The 16,964-nt window shown below is 70.6% G+C and carries 17 protein-coding genes; 12 read left to right on the top strand and 5 right to left on the bottom strand.

The window, feature by feature from the left end:
• Nucleotides 1-5 precede the first annotated feature (5 nt).
• The 3 genes from F0L46_RS12915 to mmsB are packed head-to-tail and all read left to right on the top strand — an operon-like array spanning nt 6 to nt 1,686.
• Complete coding sequence (locus F0L46_RS12915) at nt 6-377, top strand: DUF5367 family protein (protein ID WP_149818129.1); 372 nt, start codon at nt 6-8, stop codon at nt 375-377.
• The gene (locus tag F0L46_RS12910) at nt 374-808 is read left to right on the top strand and encodes a DUF4267 domain-containing protein (protein ID WP_149818127.1); all 435 of its coding nucleotides are present in this window, start codon (nt 374-376) and stop codon (nt 806-808) included. Before F0L46_RS12915 ends, F0L46_RS12910 begins: the two co-directional genes overlap by 4 nt.
• A complete protein-coding gene (gene mmsB / locus F0L46_RS12905) occupies nt 805-1,686 on the top strand; it encodes a 3-hydroxyisobutyrate dehydrogenase (protein WP_149818125.1) in 882 nt (293 codons plus the stop codon). The genes F0L46_RS12910 and mmsB overlap by 4 nt, the downstream gene beginning before the upstream one ends.
• A 3-nt stretch (nt 1,687-1,689) precedes the next feature.
• Here mmsB and F0L46_RS12900 read toward each other — a convergent pair whose 3' ends face one another.
• The gene (locus tag F0L46_RS12900; RefSeq protein ID WP_149818123.1) at nt 1,690-2,196 is read right to left on the bottom strand and encodes a GNAT family N-acetyltransferase; all 507 of its coding nucleotides are present in this window, start codon (nt 2,194-2,196) and stop codon (nt 1,690-1,692) included.
• Nucleotides 2,197-2,444: 248 nt separating this feature from the next.
• On the opposite strand from F0L46_RS12900, the gene F0L46_RS12895 reads away from it, so the two are divergent.
• A complete protein-coding gene (locus F0L46_RS12895) occupies nt 2,445-3,167 on the top strand; it encodes a protein tyrosine phosphatase family protein (protein WP_149818121.1) in 723 nt (240 codons plus the stop codon).
• Nucleotides 3,168-3,176: 9 nt separating this feature from the next.
• On the opposite strand, the gene F0L46_RS12890 is transcribed toward F0L46_RS12895, so the two are convergent.
• Nucleotides 3,177-3,965 carry a dienelactone hydrolase family protein gene (locus F0L46_RS12890; protein ID WP_240539979.1) on the bottom strand — a complete coding sequence of 263 codons (789 nt, stop codon included), beginning with the start codon at nt 3,963-3,965 and terminating at the stop codon, nt 3,177-3,179.
• 165 nt (nt 3,966-4,130) lie between these two features.
• Between F0L46_RS12890 and F0L46_RS12885 the strand changes: the two genes are divergently transcribed.
• The 4 genes from F0L46_RS12885 to F0L46_RS12870 all read left to right on the top strand — a co-directional run bounded on the left by F0L46_RS12885 (nt 4,131) and on the right by F0L46_RS12870 (nt 7,714).
• Nucleotides 4,131-4,958, top strand: a complete 828-nt coding sequence (locus tag F0L46_RS12885; RefSeq protein WP_149818119.1) for an MBL fold metallo-hydrolase — start codon at nt 4,131-4,133, stop codon at nt 4,956-4,958.
• 95 nt (nt 4,959-5,053) lie between these two features.
• Complete coding sequence (locus F0L46_RS12880) at nt 5,054-6,514, top strand: cytochrome ubiquinol oxidase subunit I (protein ID WP_149818117.1); 1,461 nt, start codon at nt 5,054-5,056, stop codon at nt 6,512-6,514.
• Between the two features lie 13 nt (nt 6,515-6,527).
• Nucleotides 6,528-7,589 carry a cytochrome d ubiquinol oxidase subunit II gene (gene cydB / locus F0L46_RS12875; RefSeq protein WP_149818115.1) on the top strand — a complete coding sequence of 354 codons (1,062 nt, stop codon included), beginning with the start codon at nt 6,528-6,530 and terminating at the stop codon, nt 7,587-7,589.
• Nucleotides 7,589-7,714 (top strand): DUF2474 family protein, encoded by a 126-nt coding sequence (locus F0L46_RS12870; RefSeq protein ID WP_149818113.1) that lies wholly within the window; start codon nt 7,589-7,591, stop codon nt 7,712-7,714. Before cydB ends, F0L46_RS12870 begins: the two co-directional genes overlap by 1 nt.
• A gap of 77 nt (nt 7,715-7,791) precedes the next feature.
• Here the strand turns inward: F0L46_RS12870 and F0L46_RS12865 are convergent, their stop codons facing one another.
• From F0L46_RS12865 to F0L46_RS12855, 3 genes are all read right to left on the bottom strand, one after another.
• Nucleotides 7,792-8,169, bottom strand: coding sequence for a hypothetical protein (locus F0L46_RS12865; RefSeq protein ID WP_149818111.1), 378 nt, complete (start codon nt 8,167-8,169; stop codon nt 7,792-7,794).
• Nucleotides 8,170-8,382: 213 nt separating this feature from the next.
• The gene (locus tag F0L46_RS12860) at nt 8,383-9,129 is read right to left on the bottom strand and encodes a sulfite exporter TauE/SafE family protein (RefSeq protein WP_149818109.1); all 747 of its coding nucleotides are present in this window, start codon (nt 9,127-9,129) and stop codon (nt 8,383-8,385) included.
• A gap of 151 nt (nt 9,130-9,280) precedes the next feature.
• On the bottom strand, nt 9,281-11,332 hold the full coding sequence (locus tag F0L46_RS12855; protein WP_149818107.1) for a M3 family metallopeptidase: 2,052 nt from the start codon (nt 11,330-11,332) through the stop codon (nt 9,281-9,283).
• Between the two features lie 219 nt (nt 11,333-11,551).
• Here F0L46_RS12855 and F0L46_RS12850 point away from each other — a divergent pair, with 219 nt between their 5' ends.
• The 4 genes from F0L46_RS12850 (at nt 11,552) to F0L46_RS12835 (ending at nt 16,863) form a co-directional block, all read left to right on the top strand.
• Nucleotides 11,552-13,186 (top strand): amidohydrolase, encoded by a 1,635-nt coding sequence (locus tag F0L46_RS12850; protein WP_149818105.1) that lies wholly within the window; start codon nt 11,552-11,554, stop codon nt 13,184-13,186.
• Nucleotides 13,187-13,391: 205 nt separating this feature from the next.
• Complete coding sequence (locus tag F0L46_RS12845; protein WP_149818103.1) at nt 13,392-14,333, top strand: ABC transporter permease; 942 nt, start codon at nt 13,392-13,394, stop codon at nt 14,331-14,333.
• Entirely contained in the window at nt 14,330-15,220 is an 891-nt protein-coding gene (locus tag F0L46_RS12840) for an ABC transporter permease (RefSeq protein ID WP_149818101.1), read from the top strand. Before F0L46_RS12845 ends, F0L46_RS12840 begins: the two co-directional genes overlap by 4 nt.
• 41 nt (nt 15,221-15,261) lie before the next feature.
• A complete protein-coding gene (locus tag F0L46_RS12835; RefSeq protein WP_149818099.1) occupies nt 15,262-16,863 on the top strand; it encodes an ABC transporter substrate-binding protein in 1,602 nt (533 codons plus the stop codon).
• The last annotated feature ends 101 nt before the right edge of the window (nt 16,864-16,964 follow it).

Genomic DNA, 16,964 nt, shown 5'->3' with positions numbered 1-16,964 from the left:
TGCCCATGACCCTGCGCCCGCTCCTCCTCGGCACCGGCATTGCTGGCGCCGTCATGGCCCTGTTCTGGCTCGCCGGGCCCGTGTTCTTCCTCGAGGGACGCCGCCCGTTCCAGCTCAACTTCGCGGCCGGCGCGGCGCTCGGCCTCGTGCTTGGCCTCGGCCTGCCCCGCCTCCTGCGGCTTGCGGGCGCGGAGGGCGTGCGGGCCGTGGCGCTCGCCGCCATCCCGGGGCTCCTGGTGCTCGCGGCGGTCGGCTCGCATTTCGCGGTGTTCTTCCCCCGCCTCAACCCCTCGCTCGACAAGGTCTTCGGCTCGCTGATGCTCTGGTTCTACGGCTTCGCGCTCACCGGCGCGGCCCTGGCCGGGCGCACGCGATGATCCCCGACCGGCCGCTCCGGCGGGGCGAGCCTGCCCGCCTTGCCGTGGTGGCGCTCGGGGGTGGGTTCGTGGCCTTGGGCGCGCTGTTCATCATCGTCCCCCGGGCCGGCGCGGCCCTGTTCGGCCTCAGCCCGCCCGAGGGCGAGGCGCTGCTCTACCTTCCGGCGATCGGCCTGCGCGACGTCGCCTTCGGGCTCTATCTCGTGGGGCTCGCCCTGTTCTCGACGAGACGGGCGACCGGCATCGTGCTCGCCGTCACGGTGCTGATCCCCCTAGGGGATATGGCGCTCGTGGCGTTCGGGCGCGGGCTGTCCGTCTATCTCGTCGGGCATCTCGTCAGCGGCCTCGTGGTCGGAGGCACCGGCGCCTGGCTGCTTGCGGGCTCCGGCCGCTCGGCCACGGACAAAAACACAGGGGAGGATTCAGCATGACCGTCATCGCCTTCATCGGCCTGGGCAATATGGGGGCGCCCATGGCCGCCAACCTCGTCAAGGCCGGGCACGCGGTGCGCGGCTTCGACCTCAGCCCCGCCCCCCGCGAGGCCGCGCGCGCGGCGGGCGCGACGATTGCCGCCTCGGCCGTGGAGGCCGCGCGGGACGCCGAGGCCGTGGTCACCATGCTGCCCGCCGGCCGTCACGTGCTGGCGGTCTGGGGGGAGATCCTGCCGCAGCTCGCGCCGGGCACGCTCGTCGTCGACTGCTCGACGGTGGACGTGGAGAGCGCGCGGCGGGCTCACGCGCTCGCCGCCGAGCGGGGCTGCCCGTCCCTCGACGCGCCCGTGTCGGGGGGCGTGGGCGGCGCCACGGCCGGCACGCTCACCTTCATGGCGGGGGGCTCGGCGGAGGCCTTCGGGCGGGCCGAGCCGATCCTGAGCCGGATGGGACGCAAGGTCGTCCATTGCGGCGAGGCGGGCGCGGGCCAGGCGGCGAAGATCTGCAACAACATGATCCTCGGCATCTCGATGATCGGGGTCTCGGAGGCCTTCGTGCTCGCCGAGAAGCTGGGGCTCTCGCACCAGGCGCTGTTCGACGTCGCCTCCACCTCCTCGGGCCAGTGCTGGTCGCTCACCACCTATTGCCCCGTGCCCGGACCCGTGCCGACGAGCCCCGCGAACAACGGCTACAAGCCGGGCTTTGCCTCGGCCCTGATGCTCAAGGATCTGCGCCTCGCCCAGGAGGCGGCCGCGGCGAGCGGCGCTGCGACCCCCTTGGGCGCGGCGGCGGCCCAGCTCTACGCGCTCCACAACGCCCAAGGCGAGGGCGGCGCCGACTTCTCCGGCATCATCGAGATGCTGCGCGGGGAGGGGTGAGGGTCAGTTGAAGAAGTAGGCCACCTTGGAGAGCCGCACCCCGCCGATGCGCTCGCTCGTCTCGGCGATCACGCGGCCGCCCTGGCCCTCGTAGAAGCCGCGGGCGCGGTCGTTGTCGGCGAGCGCCCACACGGCGATGCGGTGAAGGCCGCGGTCGGCGAGGTCGTTGCGCACGGCGCGAAACAGGCGCCGGCCAAAGCCGATGCCCTGGTATTCGGGGGCAAGGTAGAGCTCGTCGATCTCGCCCTGCGCCGGCAGGGCCCGGTCGCGGCAGCGGCCGTAGGACGCATAGCCCGCGATCCGCCGGCCGGCGTCGAGCACCACGAGGGGGCGCCCCCGTCCCACGGCCGTCCTCCACCAGGCCGGCCCGCGCCGGGCGATCATCCGCTCCAGGGCGACGGTGGGAATCACGCCGAGATAGGCCTCGCGCCAGGCCGTGTCGAAAACCCCCGCGATCGCGTCGGCGTCGGCGGGCTTGGCGTGACGGATTCCGATGACGAGTTCGCTCATGAATCGGAGCTTAGGACGGGTTCGGCACGGGCGGAAGAGGGGTCCGTTGCGGCATCCCGCGCTCCCGCAGGGGCAGGTGCGAGGGCCCACGACGCGGCTTTTTTCACCCGCGCCGGCAGGCGCGAGTGGCCCCCCAGATCCTGCCCGGAGTCATCCGCCCCATCGAAACGCTTGGCGAACAGGTCGCGCGCTGCTATGCGCGCCCGGCGCTCCCGCGCCCTCCGGATCGCTCAGGAGACGACCGCACCTTGCTCAACCGCTTCCGATCGGACGACGATCGCCGCGCCCGCCGGCTGGCGCGCATCGCGCGCTGGGATCAACCCTTGAGCGGACTGGCGTCGCGGCTGCGCGCCTGGACCAACATGGTCTTCGTCGATCACGGCGTGTTCCGGCTCGCCTACCTCAACCTGCATCGGGTCTCGGAGCGGATGTGGCGCTCGGCGCAGCCCGCGCCTCACCAGCTCGGGCGCCTCGCCCGCGAGGGCGTGCGCACCATCATCAACCTGCGGGGCGGGCGCGAGCACGGCGCCTGGCCGCTGCAGAAGGAGGCTTGCGAGCGGCACGGGCTCACCCTCACCGAGTTCGTGGTGCGCTCGCGCGACGCCCCCGACCGCGAGACGATCCTCGCGGCCCGCGACCTGTTCGCCCGCGTGGACTATCCCGTGCTCGTCCATTGCAAGTCGGGCGCCGACCGGGCGGGCTTCTTCGCCGCGCTCTTCCTCGTGCTCCACGAGAACCGGCCCGTGCGCGAGGCCATGCGCCAGCTCCATCCGCGCTTCGGCCATTTCCGCTTCGCCAAGACCGGCATCCTCGACGCGTTCTTCGAGCGCTACCTCCAGGAGGGCGAGCCGCGGGGGCTCACCTTCCTGGACTGGGTGGAGCGGGTCTACGACCCGGAGGCGCTGCGGGCCGAGTTCAAGCCGAGCTTCTGGTCGGACATCATCGTCGACCGCATCATCCGGCGCGAATAGCGGCTGGCTTCAGCGCCTCAGGTGCCGGTCGAGGAACGCCGCCACGCGCGCGTCGGCATCGCCTTGCGCGGCACGGCCGAAGCCGTGGCCCTCGCCGGGATAGATCTTCACCTCGTGCGGCACCGCGTTGCGCTCCAGGAAGGCCTCGAGCGCGCGGGCGTTGGAGACCGGCACGATGGGGTCCGACGCGCCATGGAGCACGAGGGTCGGCGGCAGGCGCGTGGCGCCCTGGAGCGAGCCCTCGGGCACGGGCCCGAAATAGTCCACGAGCGCCTTGATCCGGGTGTCCTCCGCGGCGGTGGCAAGCGAGAGCGCGGCGCCGAGGGAGATGCCGACCACGCCGAGCCGTGCCGGGTCGACGCCCGGCTGGCCGGCCGCGAAGGTGAGCGCGTCGCGCAGGGTCTCCATCCAGGCAGGGAAGTTCTGGAAGATCGCGGGCAGGGAGGCCCAGCGGCTCACCGTCCGGTCGAAATAGTGCACGAGCCCCACATGGTAGCCCCCGGCCGCGAGCGCCCGCGCGCCCGCCCGGTACTGGTCGCCGCGCTGGCCGAGCCCGTCGGCGCCGTGCAGCATGAGCACGGCGGGCGCGCTCGCCGGCGCGCCTTCGGCCGCGAACCACTCCACCGTGATGGCCCGTCCGCCGCTCTGAAATCTGGAGATCCGCGGGCCGGCGTCACGCGCCCTCGCCTCGCCTGCCAAGCCTTGCATCTGTCCTGCCTCGATCGCTGCGACCGGCCCTGCGGCGCCGATGATCAGCGCCAGCACCGGGCCGAGGACGCGCGTGGTCGCTCGCCCCATGGTCTCGATATCCTCGGAAGATCGTGAAAGCGCGCGGCGCCCCAGGCGCCCTGCGGGGCCCTCGGCCCCTCCCTCGCGCCCCTCTCAGATGGGGATCGTGGGGCCGTCCCGCAACCGAACCGCCCGCTCCACGTTACGCCCGCGGCTTGCGACGAAAGGGCGCCGATGCGGATCCACCACCTCAATTGCGGTTGCATGTGCCCCGTGGGCGGCGCCCTGTTCGACGGGTTCTCGAAAGGGATCTCGTCCCACCTCGTCTGCCATTGCCTCGCCATCGAGGCGGGCGAGGGGCTCGTCCTCGTCGATACGGGCTTCGGCATGGGCGACATGCGCAACCCCGAGCGCCTGAGCGCCTTCTTCCGGGCCTTCAACCGGATCCAGTTCGACCCGCAATACACCGCGATCCATCGCCTGCGGGAGCTCGGCTTCGGGCCGCGGGACGTGCGCCACATCGTGCTCACCCATCTCGACTTCGACCATGCGGGCGGTCTCGAGGATTTCCCTGAGGCGACGGTCCACGTGCTCCAGGCCGAGAAGGACGCTGCGGAGGCGCAGGCCGGCTTCATCGCCCGCAACCGCTACGCCCGGGCGCAATGGGACGACGTGCGCCGCTGGCGCTTCTACGACCGGACCCGGGGCGACCGCTGGAACGGGTTCGAGGCGGTGCGCGACCTCGACGGGCTTCCGCCGGAGATCCTCGTGCTCCCCCTGCCGGGCCATACCCGGGGTCACGCGGGCGTCGCGATCGACACGGGCCGGGACTGGCTGCTCAACGCGGGCGACGCCTATTTCTTCCGCAAGGAGATGAACCCGGAGCCGAGCTGCACGCCGGGCCTGCGCTTCTACCAGACCATGATGGAGGTGGACCGACCGGCGCGGCTCGCCAACCAGGAGCGCCTGAGGGCTCTCGCCAACCGGCCGGGCGCCGGGGTGCGCATCTTCTGCAGCCATGACGCGGTGGAGTACGAGGCGCTGGCCCGCCCGCCGCGCTAACGGTCGCACGGCGGGCTGTCGCAGTCCCGGAACGGGCCTCCGGACCCTGCGTTGGAGTTCCGCTTCGGCCGCCAGCCATCACGAAGGGGAGACTCATGGAACTCGACGCGCTCATTCTCTCGCGCATCCAGTTCGCGTTCACGGTCGCGTTCCACATCATCTTCCCAGCCTTCACGATCGGGCTGGCGAGCTGGCTCGTCGCGCTCGAGTTCCGCTACCTGACCAGCGGCAACATCCTCTTCAAGAACCTGTTCAAGTTCTGGGTGAAGGTCTTCGCCGTATCGTTCGGGCTCGGGGTGGTGTCGGGCATCGTGATGAGCTTCCAGTTCGGCACGAACTGGTCACGCTATTCCGAGTTCACGGGCAACATCCTGGGACCCCTCATCCAGTACGAGGTGATCACCGCGTTCTTCCTGGAGGCGGCGTTCCTCGGCATCATGCTGTTCGGCTGGGACAGGGTGGGCAACAAGCTCCACTTCTTCGCCACCTGCATGGTGGCGCTGGGCACGCTCACCTCCGCCTTCTGGATCCTGTCGGCCAATTCCTGGATGCAGACCCCCGCGGGCTTCCGCGTCGAGAACGGCGTGGCGGTGCCCGAGGACTGGTTCCACATCATCTTCAACCCGTCCTTCCCCTATCGCTACGCCCACATGGTGATGGGCTGCTATCTCACCACGGCCTTCGCGGTGGGCGGGATGTCGGCCTGGATGATCCTGCGCCAGCGCGAGGAGCCGCCGGCCAAGGTGGCGGGGGCGAAGGTGTCGCTCTCCATGGCGATGTGGTTCGCCCTCGTCTTCGTGCCGGTCCAGATCGGGCTCGGCGACCTGCACGGGCTCGGCGTGCTGAAGTACCAGCCGACGAAGCTCGCGGCGATGGAGGGCAACTGGGTCCGCCAGGACAACATGCCCCTGCGCCTCTTCGCGATCCCCGATCAGGAGCGCGAGATGAACCATTACGAGATCGCGATCCCGAAGCTCGGGTCCTGGGTTCTCACCCACGCCTATGACGGCGTGGTGCCCGGCCTCAAGGACGTGCCCCGCGACCAGCGCCCGCCGGTCTGGCCCGTGTTCTTCTCCTTCCGGATCATGGTGGGCATCGGCTTCGCCATGCTGGGGCTCGCGTTCTGGGGTCTGTACCTGCGCTGGCGCGGCCGGCTGTTCGAGAACAAGTGGTTCCTGCGCGCCGCGATGCTCATGACGCCGTCCGGCTTCGGCGCGGTGATCTTCGGCTGGTTCACGGCGGAGATCGGGCGCCAGCCCTTCGTGGTCTATGGCTACCTGCGCACGGCCGACGCGGTCTCGCCCGTCGCGACGGGGGCGGTGGGCACCTCGCTCGCCACCTTCATGATCGTCTACGCGGTCATCTTCGGGTTCGGCTCCTATTACCTGGCCAAGCTCCTGCGCAAGGGCCCCGAGCCCCTCGAGGAGGCGGCGCGCGGCGGCGACTTCATCGACGGCAACCGCGTGGACAAGAAGCCCAAGCGCCCCTTCTCGCTCCCCGACGAGAGCCTGGAGGGCGGCCCCGGCCGCAAGGCTCCCCCGCAACCCGCCGAGTGAGAGGCACGCCCCGATGCTCGAAGCCTTCATCGCTCAATACGCGCCAGCGGGCCTCGAAGGCCCGGCTCTCTGGCTCCCCCTCGTCTGGGCGGCGCTGCTGTCGCTCGCGGTCGCCATGTACGTGGTGGTGGACGGGTTCGATCTCGGGGTCGGCATCCTGTTCACCGCCGCGCGCTCCGACAACTGGCGCGACCGGATGATGCTCTCGGTGGCCCCCATCTGGGACGGCAACGAGACCTGGCTCATCCTCGGCGGCGGCGGGCTCTTCGCGGTGTTCTTCCTCGCCTACGCGATCCTGCTGCCGGCCCTCTACATCCCGCTCCTCATCATGCTCATCGCCCTCATCTTCCGGGGCGTGGCCTTCGAGTTCCGGTTCAAGGCCGAGAGCTCGAAGCGGATCTGGGACTATGCGTTCCATTACGGCTCCCTCGTCGCGACCTTCGCGCAGGGCATGGTGCTCGGCGCCTTCGTGCAGGGGTTCGAGTCCAACGGGCGCCAGTTCACGGGCGGCACCTTCGACTGGTTCTCCCCCTTCGCGCTCATGACGGGGGTGGGCCTCGTGTGCGGCTACGGCCTGCTCGGCGCCACCTGGTGCGTGATGAAGACCACGGGGGAGCTGGAGCTCTGGGCGCGGCGCAAGGCGCTGCATTTCCTGGGGGCCACCATCGTCGCCATGGCGATCGTCAGCGCGTGGGTCCCGTTCCTCGGCACCCGCATCGAGCAGCGCTGGTTCGCCTGGCCCAACATCGCCTATCTGGCGCCCGTGCCGCTCCTCACGGCCTTCGTGGCCTGGCGCATCTACGCGACCTTGCGCGACAACAGGCAATACCCGCCCTTCTTCCTGAGCATCTGCCTGTTCCTGCTCGGCTTCCTGGGGCTGGCGATCAGCCTGTTTCCCTATGCCGTTCCCCCGCGCCTCACCATCTGGCAGGTGTCGAACCACCCCTCGTCCCAGATGTTCGCGCTCATCGGCTATTCGGTCGTGACGCCGCTCACCTTCCTCTACACGGCCTATGCCTATTGGGTGTTCCGCGGCAAGGTCGCCGAGGACGTTCAGTCGAGCGGGTATCACTGATGGCCCGCGACGCGCCCCCCGCCTCCCGCTGGCAGCGCATCGGCTGGTTCGTCCTGATCTATACGGGCAGCCTCGTCGGCTTCGCGGCCTTCGTCTACGGCTTTCGCGCCTTCATTCCGCGGTGACGCGCGCGCCGGTGCCACGAAAAACGCCGCCCCGCGATGGCGGGGCGGCGGGGAACGGGCAGGAACCCGGAATCAATCTATTTCTTCACGCCCGAGATGGTGCCCGAGGGGTCGGCGAGGCCGCCGGCGGGGCCCTGCTGGCTCTCCAGGCTGCTGTCCTGGCCCGACGTGGTGGACATGGGCTGGCTCATGCCGCTGCTGTTGCCGAGCACGAGGTCGGCGGGCATCTCCGACTTCGGGATCTCGTGGTTGCCGGCATGGTCCTGGCGCTGCTCGGTCTGCACGAACTTGCTGTCGAGACCACGCTCGCCGCTGTGCTGGGACTTGTCGCGGTTGCTGAGGACCTGATTGTCGCCGAGGAGCCCGTCGGCGACGGACTCGCTGGTCATGGCGCCCGAGCCGTCGCGCTTGCCCTGCAAGCCCTGCCCCATCGTCTTCTTGCTGGCGTTGGCCATGGATGCGTTCTCCGTGAAGCTTTGCCGGCGCGCACGCGCCGATGCGTGTGGCTGTCAACGTAGAGGCAAGATCGCCGTTCCCGGCGGATCCTTCACGGCCCTGACGAGTCCTGCGTGAGCGCGGCCCTGTTCGTCAGCAATAGTGTCGCGGGACAGCCGATCATGCCAAACAGCTTGGCTTTACGTGCGGGCCGTGACGCTTTTCGTACGTCTTCAGGCAAGGCCGCGCAGGGCGAGGTGGGCGCCGAGCAGGAGCAGGCCCCAATAGAACCAGCGCCGGAACCGGTCGGTGCTGATCCGGGTGCGCACGGCCTGCCCCAGGGCCATACCGAGCAGGGCGGGCGCCAGGGCCATGAGGGACGTGCCGGCGATGGAGGCGCCGAACAGGCCGTTCGAGGAGAGGCTGAGGCCCAGCGACACGGTCGAGACCAGGAAGGACAGGCCGAGCGCCTGGACGAGCTCGTCCTTCTCCAGGCCGAGCGCCTGGAGATAGGGCACGGCCGGGATGGAGAAGACTCCCGTCGCGCCCGAGATCACGCCCGTCGCCGCTCCGATGAGGGGCGAGAGCCAGGGTTCGCGCCGTGGGGCGACGGCGAGCCGCAGGCCCGTGAGCCCGAACGCGGCATAGGCCGCGAGCGCGACGCCGAGGGCCGCCGAGGCCCGCCCGCCGGCGGCGCCCGTGATCAGGCCCGCGCCCAGGAACGTGCCCGCCGCGATACCGAGCATCATGGTGGCAAGGCGCCGGGCGAGCGCGGGAAGGCTCGGCCCCGCGAGTTGCCAGACATTCGTGACGAAGGCGGGCACGATGAGGATCGCCGCGGCCTGCGCGGGCGCCATGAGGGTGCCCAGGAGCCCGACCGCGATGGCCGGCAGGCCTAGGCCCAGCATGCCCTTCACGAAGCCCGCGAAGGCGAAGATCGCAAGGACGACCAGGAACGTTCCGTCGAGGGGCAGAGCCATCGATGAGAGCCTCGACGCACCCGCCCCCGATCGAGGCAGGCCGGTGTGGTGATCGCGCCCGACGGGACCGCCGCCTGGCCGCGGCAGGCCTAGACCGGTCCGCAGCCCCAGTCACCCCCGTCTCGCTCCCGCGAGGGGAGCGGGTGCCGGGTCAGACCGCTTCCCCGGCGAGACCCCGCTTCTCGAGAAGCGCCTGCACGGTGGGCATGCGGCCGCGGAACGCCATGTAGGCCTCCGCCGGATCCTGGCGGTTGCCCGCCGAGTAGATGTGGTCGTGCAGGCGGCGCGCGGTCCCCGGGTCGAAGGGGTCGCCCGCCTCCTCGAAAGCCTTGAAGGCGTCCGCGTCGAGCACCTCGGACCACAGATAGGAATAATAGCCAGCCGCATAGCCGTCGCCCGAGAACACGTGGGTGAAGTGCGGCGTGCGGTGGCGCATGACGATCTCGTCCGGCATGTCGATGCGCGCGAGCGTCTCGCGCTCGAAGGCGAGCGGGTCGAGGTTGTCGGCCGACGGCAGCAGGTGCAGGTCGAGGTCGACGATGGCGGAGGAGAGATATTCCACCGTCGCGAAGCCCTGGTTGAAGTTGCGGGCGGCGAGCAGCCGGTCGAGGAGGTCGCGGGGCATGGGCTCGCCGGTCTTGTGGTGGACGGCGAAGCGCTCCAGCACCTCCGGCACCTCGAGCCAGTGCTCGTAGAGCTGCGAGGGCAGCTCGACGAAGTCGCGCGCTACGCTCGTGCCGGCGATGGACGGATAGGTCACGTCGGAGAGGAGCCCGTGCAGCGCGTGGCCGAACTCGTGGAAGAGGGTGCGGGCGTCGTCGAAGGACAGGAGCGCCGGGTCGCCCTTGGAGAAGTTCATCACGTTGACGATGATCGGCCGCACCTCGCCGTCGAGCCGGCGCTGGCCGCGATAGGCGCTCATCCAGGCGCCCGAGCGCTTGGAGGGCCGCGCGAAATAGTCGCCGAGGAACAGGCCCAGATGCGAGCCGTCGGCGCGGCGCACCTCCCAGGCCCGCACGTCCGGATGATAGACGGGCACGTCGGCGCGGGGATGGAACGTGATGCCGAAGAGCCGCGTCGCCACTTCGAAGGCCGCCTCGATCATGCGCTCCAGCTGGAAATACGGCTTGATCTCCGCCTCGTCGAGCCGGTGGCGGGCGCGGCGCACCTTCTCGGCGTAGTGGCGCCAGTCCCAGGGCGCGATGTCGGCGGGCGCGCCCTCCGCCCGGGCGAGCGCGGCCAAGGCGTCGCGTTCCTGCCCGGCACGGGCCCGGGCCGGCTCCCAGACGCCCTCCAGGAGCTCGCTCACGGCGTCGGGGGTCTTCGCCATGGCGTCGTCGAGCTTGAAATGGGCGAAGGTGTCGTAGCCGAGCAGCCGCGCCCGCTCGGCCCGCAGGGCCACCATCTCGGCGATGACGGTACGGTTGTCGGTGGCGCCCCCGCCCTCGCCCCGGGCGATCCAGGCCTTGAAGGCGCGCTCGCGCAGGTCCCGGCGCTCGGAGAAGGTGAGGAAGGGCTCGATGGAGGAGCGCGACAGGGTGATGACGTGGCGGCCCTCCAGGCCCCGCTCGGCCGCGGTGCGAGCCGCCGCGGCGAGCAGCATGTCGGGCAGCCCTGCGAGGTCGTCGGGCCCCTCCAGCACGAGGGTGTAGGACTTCTCGTCGGCGAGGACGTTCTGCGAGAAGGCGGTGCCGAGCGTCGCGAGGCGCTCGGAGATCGCGGCGAGGCGGTCCTTCTTCTCCTGCGGCAGCTGCGCGCCGGCCCGCACGAAGCCCAGATGCGTGCGCTCCAGGACGCGGCGCTGCTCAGGGGTCAGGTCGAGCTCGTCGCGGCGCGCGAAGATGGCGGCGACCCGGGCGAACAGGCGCCCATCGAGCATGATGGCGCTCCAGTGCTTGGCGAGCTTGGGCGCCATGTCCCGCTCGATGGCCTGGAGGGCGTCGTTGGTGTCGGCGCCCGTGAGGTTGAAGAACGTCATGGCGACGCGCCCGAGATCGCGCCCGGCACGCTCCAGCGGCTCGATCACGGTGGCGAAGTCGGCCGGTCCCGTGTCGGACGCGATGGCGTCCATCGCCTCGCGGTGGCTCGCCAGCGACGCCGCGAAGGCGGGCTCGAAATGCTCGGGGCGGATCGCGTCGAAGGGGGGCGCCTCGAAGGGGGTGGTCCAGTCCGCGAAGAACGGGTTGCTGTCGTGCGAAGCCATGGTGGCGATCCCTCATCAAAACGGCCCAGGAGGGGGGATGTAACCCCGCGGGCCCGGGACGCAATGGGCCGCGAGGGCCCCGAATCCCACACCTTGCCCAGACGGGTCTGGGGATGGAAGCGCCGCGCCCCACTTGCGGAGCGGAAAACCAGCGTGCCATGCTGCCGCGGTCCCGCTACGGCAGCCCCTCCGAACGGGGGCTGCGAACGGAAAGTTCCCATGTCCGCGCTTCCCAAAGCCGATCTGATCCTCACCAACGGCCGGATCTTCCTCGGCATGGCCGAGGGGGTGGCGGAGGCGGTGGCGCTGTGGGCGGGCCGCGTGCTCGCCACGGGCCGGGCGTCGGAGATCGAGGCCCTGCGCGGCCCGGCGACCCGCGTGGTGGACCTGCGCGGACGCCTCGCGACGCCGGGGCTCTACGATGCCCACATGCATCTCCTGCCGCTCGGCCTCACCATGCGCCAGGTGGACGTGCGTCCGAAGGCGGCGCCGACCCTGGAGCGCCTGCTCGGCCTGGTGCGCGAGCGGGCCGGGGCTCTGGGGCCGGGCGCCTGGGTTCAGGCCCGGGGCTACGACCAGTTCGCCCTCGACGTGCGCCGCCATCCCCTTCGCGACGAACTCGACGCGGCCGCGCCCGACAACCCCGTGGTGGTGACCCGGGCCTGCGGCCACATCGCGGTGGCCAATTCCATGGCCCTGCGGCTCGCCGGCATCGACGAGACGAGCGAGGCCCCGCAGGGCGGCGCCATCGAGATCCGGGACGGGCGCCTCACGGGCCTCCTCGCCGAGAACGCCCGCGACGCCCTGAAAACCGTGATCCCCGACTCCACGGGCGAGGAGCTCGTCGCCGCGGTGGAGGATGCGGGCCAGGCCTGCCTCGCCTACGGCATCACGAGCGTCATGGACGCGGGCGTCGGCATGCGGGCGGGCTATCGCGAGGTGATCGCCTATCGCGAGGCCCAGCGCCAGGGCCGGCTGCCGGTGCGCACCAACCAGTGCCTGTTCGGCGGCCCCGGCGGCATCGTCGAGCGCTGCCATGCCGACGGGGTGATCACGGGGGTGGGCGACGACATGCTGCGCGTCGGCCCCGTGAAGATCTTCACCGACGGCAGCGCCGGCGGGCGCACGGCGGCGATGTTCGAGCCCTATCTCGGCGAGCCCCGCACCACGGGGCTCATGATGCTCCACGACGACGAGATGAACGGCTTCGTCGAGGACTACCACGCCAAGGGCTACCAGCTCGCGGTCCACGCCATCGGCGACCGGGCGATCGAGCAGACGCTGAACGCCTTCGAGCGGGCGCTGACGCGGATGCCCGACCCGAACCGGCGCCACCGCATCGAGCATTGCGGCTTCAACAGCGCGGCGCAGATCGAGCGCATGGTGCGGCTCGGCGTCGAGCCCGTGCCGCAGCCCGTCTTCATGTACGATTTCGGCGATCTCTACGCCGCCGTGCTCGGCCACGAGCGCGCCGATCCGTCCTACCCCCTGAAGACCTGGATCGACCACGGCCTGCGCCCGGCGGCGTCGAGCGACGCGCCGGTCTGCGACATCGACCCCTTCCCGAACTTTTTCACCATGCTGACCCGCAAGACCCAGCGGGGCACGGTCATGGCGGAGAGCGAGCGGGTCGACATCGCGCAGGCGATCCAGGCCTTCACGGAGTTCGGCGCCTACGTGAACCACCAGGAGGGCCACCGCGGCCGCCTCGTCCCGGGGCTCGCCGGCGACGTCGCCGTGTTCTCCCGCGACCTCCTCGGCGCCACCCCGGAGGAAATCCTCCACGACACCCGCTGCGATCTCACGATCCGCGGCGGCGAGGTGGCGTTCGACCGGGCCGGGGAGACGGGGTGATGGGGCGATACGGATCCCCCTCCCCCTTGCGGGGAGGGGCCAGGGGTGGGGGTCGGGACGCGAGAGGTCCCGGTCCAGAAAAGCGCTGTACGAGCGTGCGTGCGCCCCGCCTCTCCGCCAGCTCCGACTTTTCGACCCCCACCCCTGACCCCTCCCCGCAATGGGGAGGGGGACTGGTGGCTGCGACCTGATCCGGAACGAGGCGATGGCATCCCACATCCTGTCGCGTCTCGCCCTGTCGATCCCCGTCCTGTTCGGCGTGCTCCTGCTCGGGTTCGGGCTCCTGAAGCTCGTGCCCGGCGATCCGGCGATGGTGGTGGCGGGCCCCATGGCGCCGCCCGAGGTGGTGGCGCGGATCCGGACCGAGATGGGGCTCGACAAGCCCGTGGCGGTGCAGTTCGGGCTCTACCTGGTGCGGGTGCTTCAGGGGGACCTCGGCTATTCGATGATCTCCAACACCCGCGTCGCGAGCGAGCTCGCCGACGCCATCGGCCCCACCCTCGAATTGATGCTCGCCTGCCTCGTCTGGTCGATCCCGCTCGGCATCGGCCTGGGGACCATCGCCGCCGCCCACCGGGGGCGCGCCCTCGACCGGATCGTGATCGCGATCTCGGTGCTCGGGGTCTCGACGCCGATCTTCTTCATCGGGCTCCTTCTCATGCAGTGGATCGGCTATCGCTGGGAGCTCCTGCCCTTCCTGGGCCGCGCCGGCCCCCTATGGACCCTGGAGGGCCTGCGCCACATCGCGCTGCCCGCCCTCTCCCTCGGCCTCGTCTTCATCGGCCCCGTGGCGCGCATGACCCGCACGGCGGCGCTCGAGGTGTTCAACGCCGACCACGTGCGCACCGCCCGGGCCAAGGGCCTCAAGGAGCGCACCGTGATCCTGCGCCACGTGCTGCGCAACGCGCTCATCCCCGTGGTGACGCTCATCGGCCTCCAGGCGGGCTACCTCCTCGGCGGCGCCGTGGTGACGGAGACGATCTATTCCTGGCCCGGCGTCGGGCGGCTCGCGGTGGGCGCGATCCTCGCCAACGACATGCCCCTGGCCCAGGGCGCCATCCTGGTGCTCGCCGTGTCCTTCATCCTCATCAACCTGGTCGTCGACATGCTCTATGCCGGCCTCGATCCCCGGGTGCAGCGCCGATGAGGGCGGCGCTGGCCCAGCTGCCCCTGCGGCGCCGGCGCGGCGCCTCGCCGTTCCTCGGCCGTCTCCTGCGCGACCGGCTGGCGCTCGCGGCCGCCCTGGTGCTCGCGTTGATCACCCTCGCCGCGCTCCTCGCCCCCTGGCTCTCGCCCCACGATCCCTTCGAGACCAAGCCCATCCCCTTCCAGCCCCCCGTCTGGGCCGAGGGCGGCACTGCCGACTATCTTTTGGGCACGGACGGGCAGGGCCGGGACATGCTGAGCCGCCTCCTCCACGGCACCCGCCTCACCCTTCTCATCGCGGTGCTCGCCGTGGCGCTCGGGGGCGGGATCGGGGTGCTGGTCGGGCTGTTCGCGGCCTTCTACCGGCGCCTCGACGGCGTGCTCATGCGGCTGGCCGACGTGCTCCTGTCCTTCCCCGCGATCCTGCTCGGGCTCGCCTTCGCGGCGGTGATCGGCCCCGGCATGGGCGCCATCATCGTGGCGCTCGCGGTGGCCACCGTGCCGGACGTGGCGCGCATCACGCGGGGCGCGGCGGTGATGATCATGGGGCAGGACTTCATGGAGGCGGGCCGCGCCGTCGGCCTGCCCGACCGCACGCTCCTGTGGCGCTATCTCGCGCTCAACTGCATGTCGTCGGTCTTCGTGTTCCTCACCCTGCGATTCGGCCAGGTGATCCTCATCGGCGCCGTGCTGTCGTTCCTAGGGCTCGGCGCCCGCCCGCCCGCGGCGGAGCTCGGCATGATGGCCTCGCAGGGGCGCGACGCTCTTCTCTTCGCCCCCCACATCTCGACCCTGCCGAGCCTCATGATCGTGCTCGTCGTCCTGTGCGCCAACGTGCTCGGCGACGCCCTGCGCGACACGCTCGATCCCCGCCTTCGCAACACATGAGAGGCGGCCCACCGCCCGATCGAAACCAGAGGAGAACGGACATGACGGTGACAAGCTTCAAGCGATGGCCATGGCTCGCGGGGGCGCTTGCGCTCGGCGCCACGATGGCGGCGGGGCCGGCCCTGGCGCAGAACACGATCACGATCGTGCGCGAGCTCGATTCCAACAATTACGACCCGCACAAATCGACCGCCCGCGCTGCGTCCGAGGTCCTGTTCATGCTGGGCGACACCCTCGTGTCGCTCGACTACGACATGGCCACCATCAAGCCGGGCCTCGCGGAGAGCTGGACCGTCTCGGAGGACGGCAAGACCTATACGTTCAAGCTGCGCGGCGACGTCAGCTTCTGCGACGGCAAGAGGATGACCGCCGACGACGTGGTCTATTCCTTGAAGCGCTGGATCGACCCCGAGACCAAGTCCCCCGTGCGCTGGCGCGCCGGCCCCGTGGAGGACATCGTCGCGAAAGATCCGCAGACGGTGGAGTACCGGCTGAAGGCGCCCTTCAGCGAGATGCTCTATCAGCTGACGCAGAGCTTCGCGGTCGTGATCGACAAGGCGAATGTCGAGGCGCTCGGCAACGACTTCGGCGTCAAGGGCTTCAACGGCACCGGGCCGTTCTGCTGGGGCGACTGGAAGCCCCGCAACGACATGACGCTCAAGCGCCACGCCGCCTACAAGTGGGGCCCGCCGATCTACGAGAACCGGGGCCCGGCCGGGGTGCAGGAGATCGTCTGGAAGATCGTGCCCGAGGAGGCCACGCGCCTCGCCGCCGTGATGACGGGCCAGTCCCAGGTCACGCAATACGTGCCCTTCTCCGGCTACCAGGTCCTGCGCCGCAACCCGCAGATCCGGGTCGTCGAGTCGAAGGAGGCGTTCTGGACCAACTTCATCGGCTTCAAGCTCGACAAGGAGGGCGTGAGCGACCCCGAGGTGCGCCGCGCCATGGTGATGGCCGTCGACCAGGCCGCCATGTCGAAGAACCTGTTCTTCGGCGAGGTCGAGCCGGCCAATTCCTATATCAGCCGCGACGCGCTCGACTGGAACAAGGAGATCGAGGGCAAGCTCCCGCGCACCAATGTCGAAGAGGCCAACCGCATCATCGACGCGGCGGGCTGGGCTCGCGGGCCCGACGGCGTCCGGGTGAAGGACGGCAAGCGCCTCTCGCCGCTCGGCTACAGCTTCAGCGCGCCCCAGTTCCGCACCATCATGGAGGCGGTGCAGGGCGACGTGCGCAAGATCGGCGTCGACATGCGCATCCAGCTCTTCGACGCCACCGCTGGCTGGGGCAAGCTCGCGACGCAGGAGTTCGACCTCTTCGCCTTGAGCTTCCCCTATATCTCGGCGGGCGACGCGCTGAACCTCTACTTCCGCTCGGGCAACATCCCGTCGCCCAACCGGATGAACTTCCGCGACGCGGGCGTCGACAAGCTCCTCGACCAGGGCATGACCGCCGTCGACCCCGCCGACCGGGCCAAGGCCTATGGCGAGGTGCTGCGCCAGGTCCACGAGCAGAACGTGTGGATCCCGCTCTTCCACGAGCCCATGAAGGTCGCGGCCTCCAACCGGCTCGCGCCCATCAAGGCCCACAACATCTACGGGTGCGGCCTCTACAAGGGGCTGGACCTGAAATTCGTGCGCTGATCCCCCCTCTCCCCGCCGGGCGGGGAGAGGGCCGCGCCTGCGGACCGGCAGGCGCGGCAAGCGAACGACGGTGAGCGGGGGTGAGGGGGTCTCACGGGGTG

Source organism: Salinarimonas soli, assembly GCF_008386575.1.
Lineage (GTDB): Bacteria > Pseudomonadota > Alphaproteobacteria > Rhizobiales > Beijerinckiaceae > Salinarimonas_A > Salinarimonas_A soli.
The sequence above is the reverse complement of the archived record's forward strand: the minus strand, read 5'-3'. Positions and strand labels throughout refer to the sequence as shown.

Excerpts from the sequence above, each read along its gene's own strand:
- F0L46_RS12900 (WP_149818123.1), bottom strand. The coding sequence starts at position 2,196 with ATGAGCGAACTCGTCATCGGAATCCGTCACGCCAAGCCCGCCGACGCC.
- F0L46_RS12880 (WP_149818117.1), top strand. The coding sequence starts at position 5,054 with ATGGAACTCGACGCGCTCATTCTCTCGCGCATCCAGTTCGCGTTCACG.
- F0L46_RS12885 (WP_149818119.1), top strand. The coding sequence starts at position 4,131 with ATGCGGATCCACCACCTCAATTGCGGTTGCATGTGCCCCGTGGGCGGC.
- F0L46_RS12840 (WP_149818101.1), top strand. The coding sequence starts at position 14,330 with ATGAGGGCGGCGCTGGCCCAGCTGCCCCTGCGGCGCCGGCGCGGCGCC.
- F0L46_RS12850 (WP_149818105.1), top strand. The coding sequence starts at position 11,552 with ATGTCCGCGCTTCCCAAAGCCGATCTGATCCTCACCAACGGCCGGATC.
- mmsB (WP_149818125.1), top strand. The coding sequence starts at position 805 with ATGACCGTCATCGCCTTCATCGGCCTGGGCAATATGGGGGCGCCCATG.
- cydB (WP_149818115.1), top strand. The coding sequence starts at position 6,528 with ATGCTCGAAGCCTTCATCGCTCAATACGCGCCAGCGGGCCTCGAAGGC.
- F0L46_RS12910 (WP_149818127.1), top strand. The coding sequence starts at position 374 with ATGATCCCCGACCGGCCGCTCCGGCGGGGCGAGCCTGCCCGCCTTGCC.
- F0L46_RS12915 (WP_149818129.1), top strand. The coding sequence starts at position 6 with ATGACCCTGCGCCCGCTCCTCCTCGGCACCGGCATTGCTGGCGCCGTC.
- F0L46_RS12845 (WP_149818103.1), top strand. The coding sequence starts at position 13,392 with ATGGCATCCCACATCCTGTCGCGTCTCGCCCTGTCGATCCCCGTCCTG.
- F0L46_RS12870 (WP_149818113.1), top strand. The coding sequence starts at position 7,589 with ATGGCCCGCGACGCGCCCCCCGCCTCCCGCTGGCAGCGCATCGGCTGG.
- F0L46_RS12835 (WP_149818099.1), top strand. The coding sequence starts at position 15,262 with ATGACGGTGACAAGCTTCAAGCGATGGCCATGGCTCGCGGGGGCGCTT.
- F0L46_RS12890 (WP_240539979.1), bottom strand. The coding sequence starts at position 3,965 with ATGGGGCGAGCGACCACGCGCGTCCTCGGCCCGGTGCTGGCGCTGATC.
- F0L46_RS12860 (WP_149818109.1), bottom strand. The coding sequence starts at position 9,129 with ATGGCTCTGCCCCTCGACGGAACGTTCCTGGTCGTCCTTGCGATCTTC.
- F0L46_RS12855 (WP_149818107.1), bottom strand. The coding sequence starts at position 11,332 with ATGGCTTCGCACGACAGCAACCCGTTCTTCGCGGACTGGACCACCCCC.
- F0L46_RS12865 (WP_149818111.1), bottom strand. The coding sequence starts at position 8,169 with ATGGCCAACGCCAGCAAGAAGACGATGGGGCAGGGCTTGCAGGGCAAG.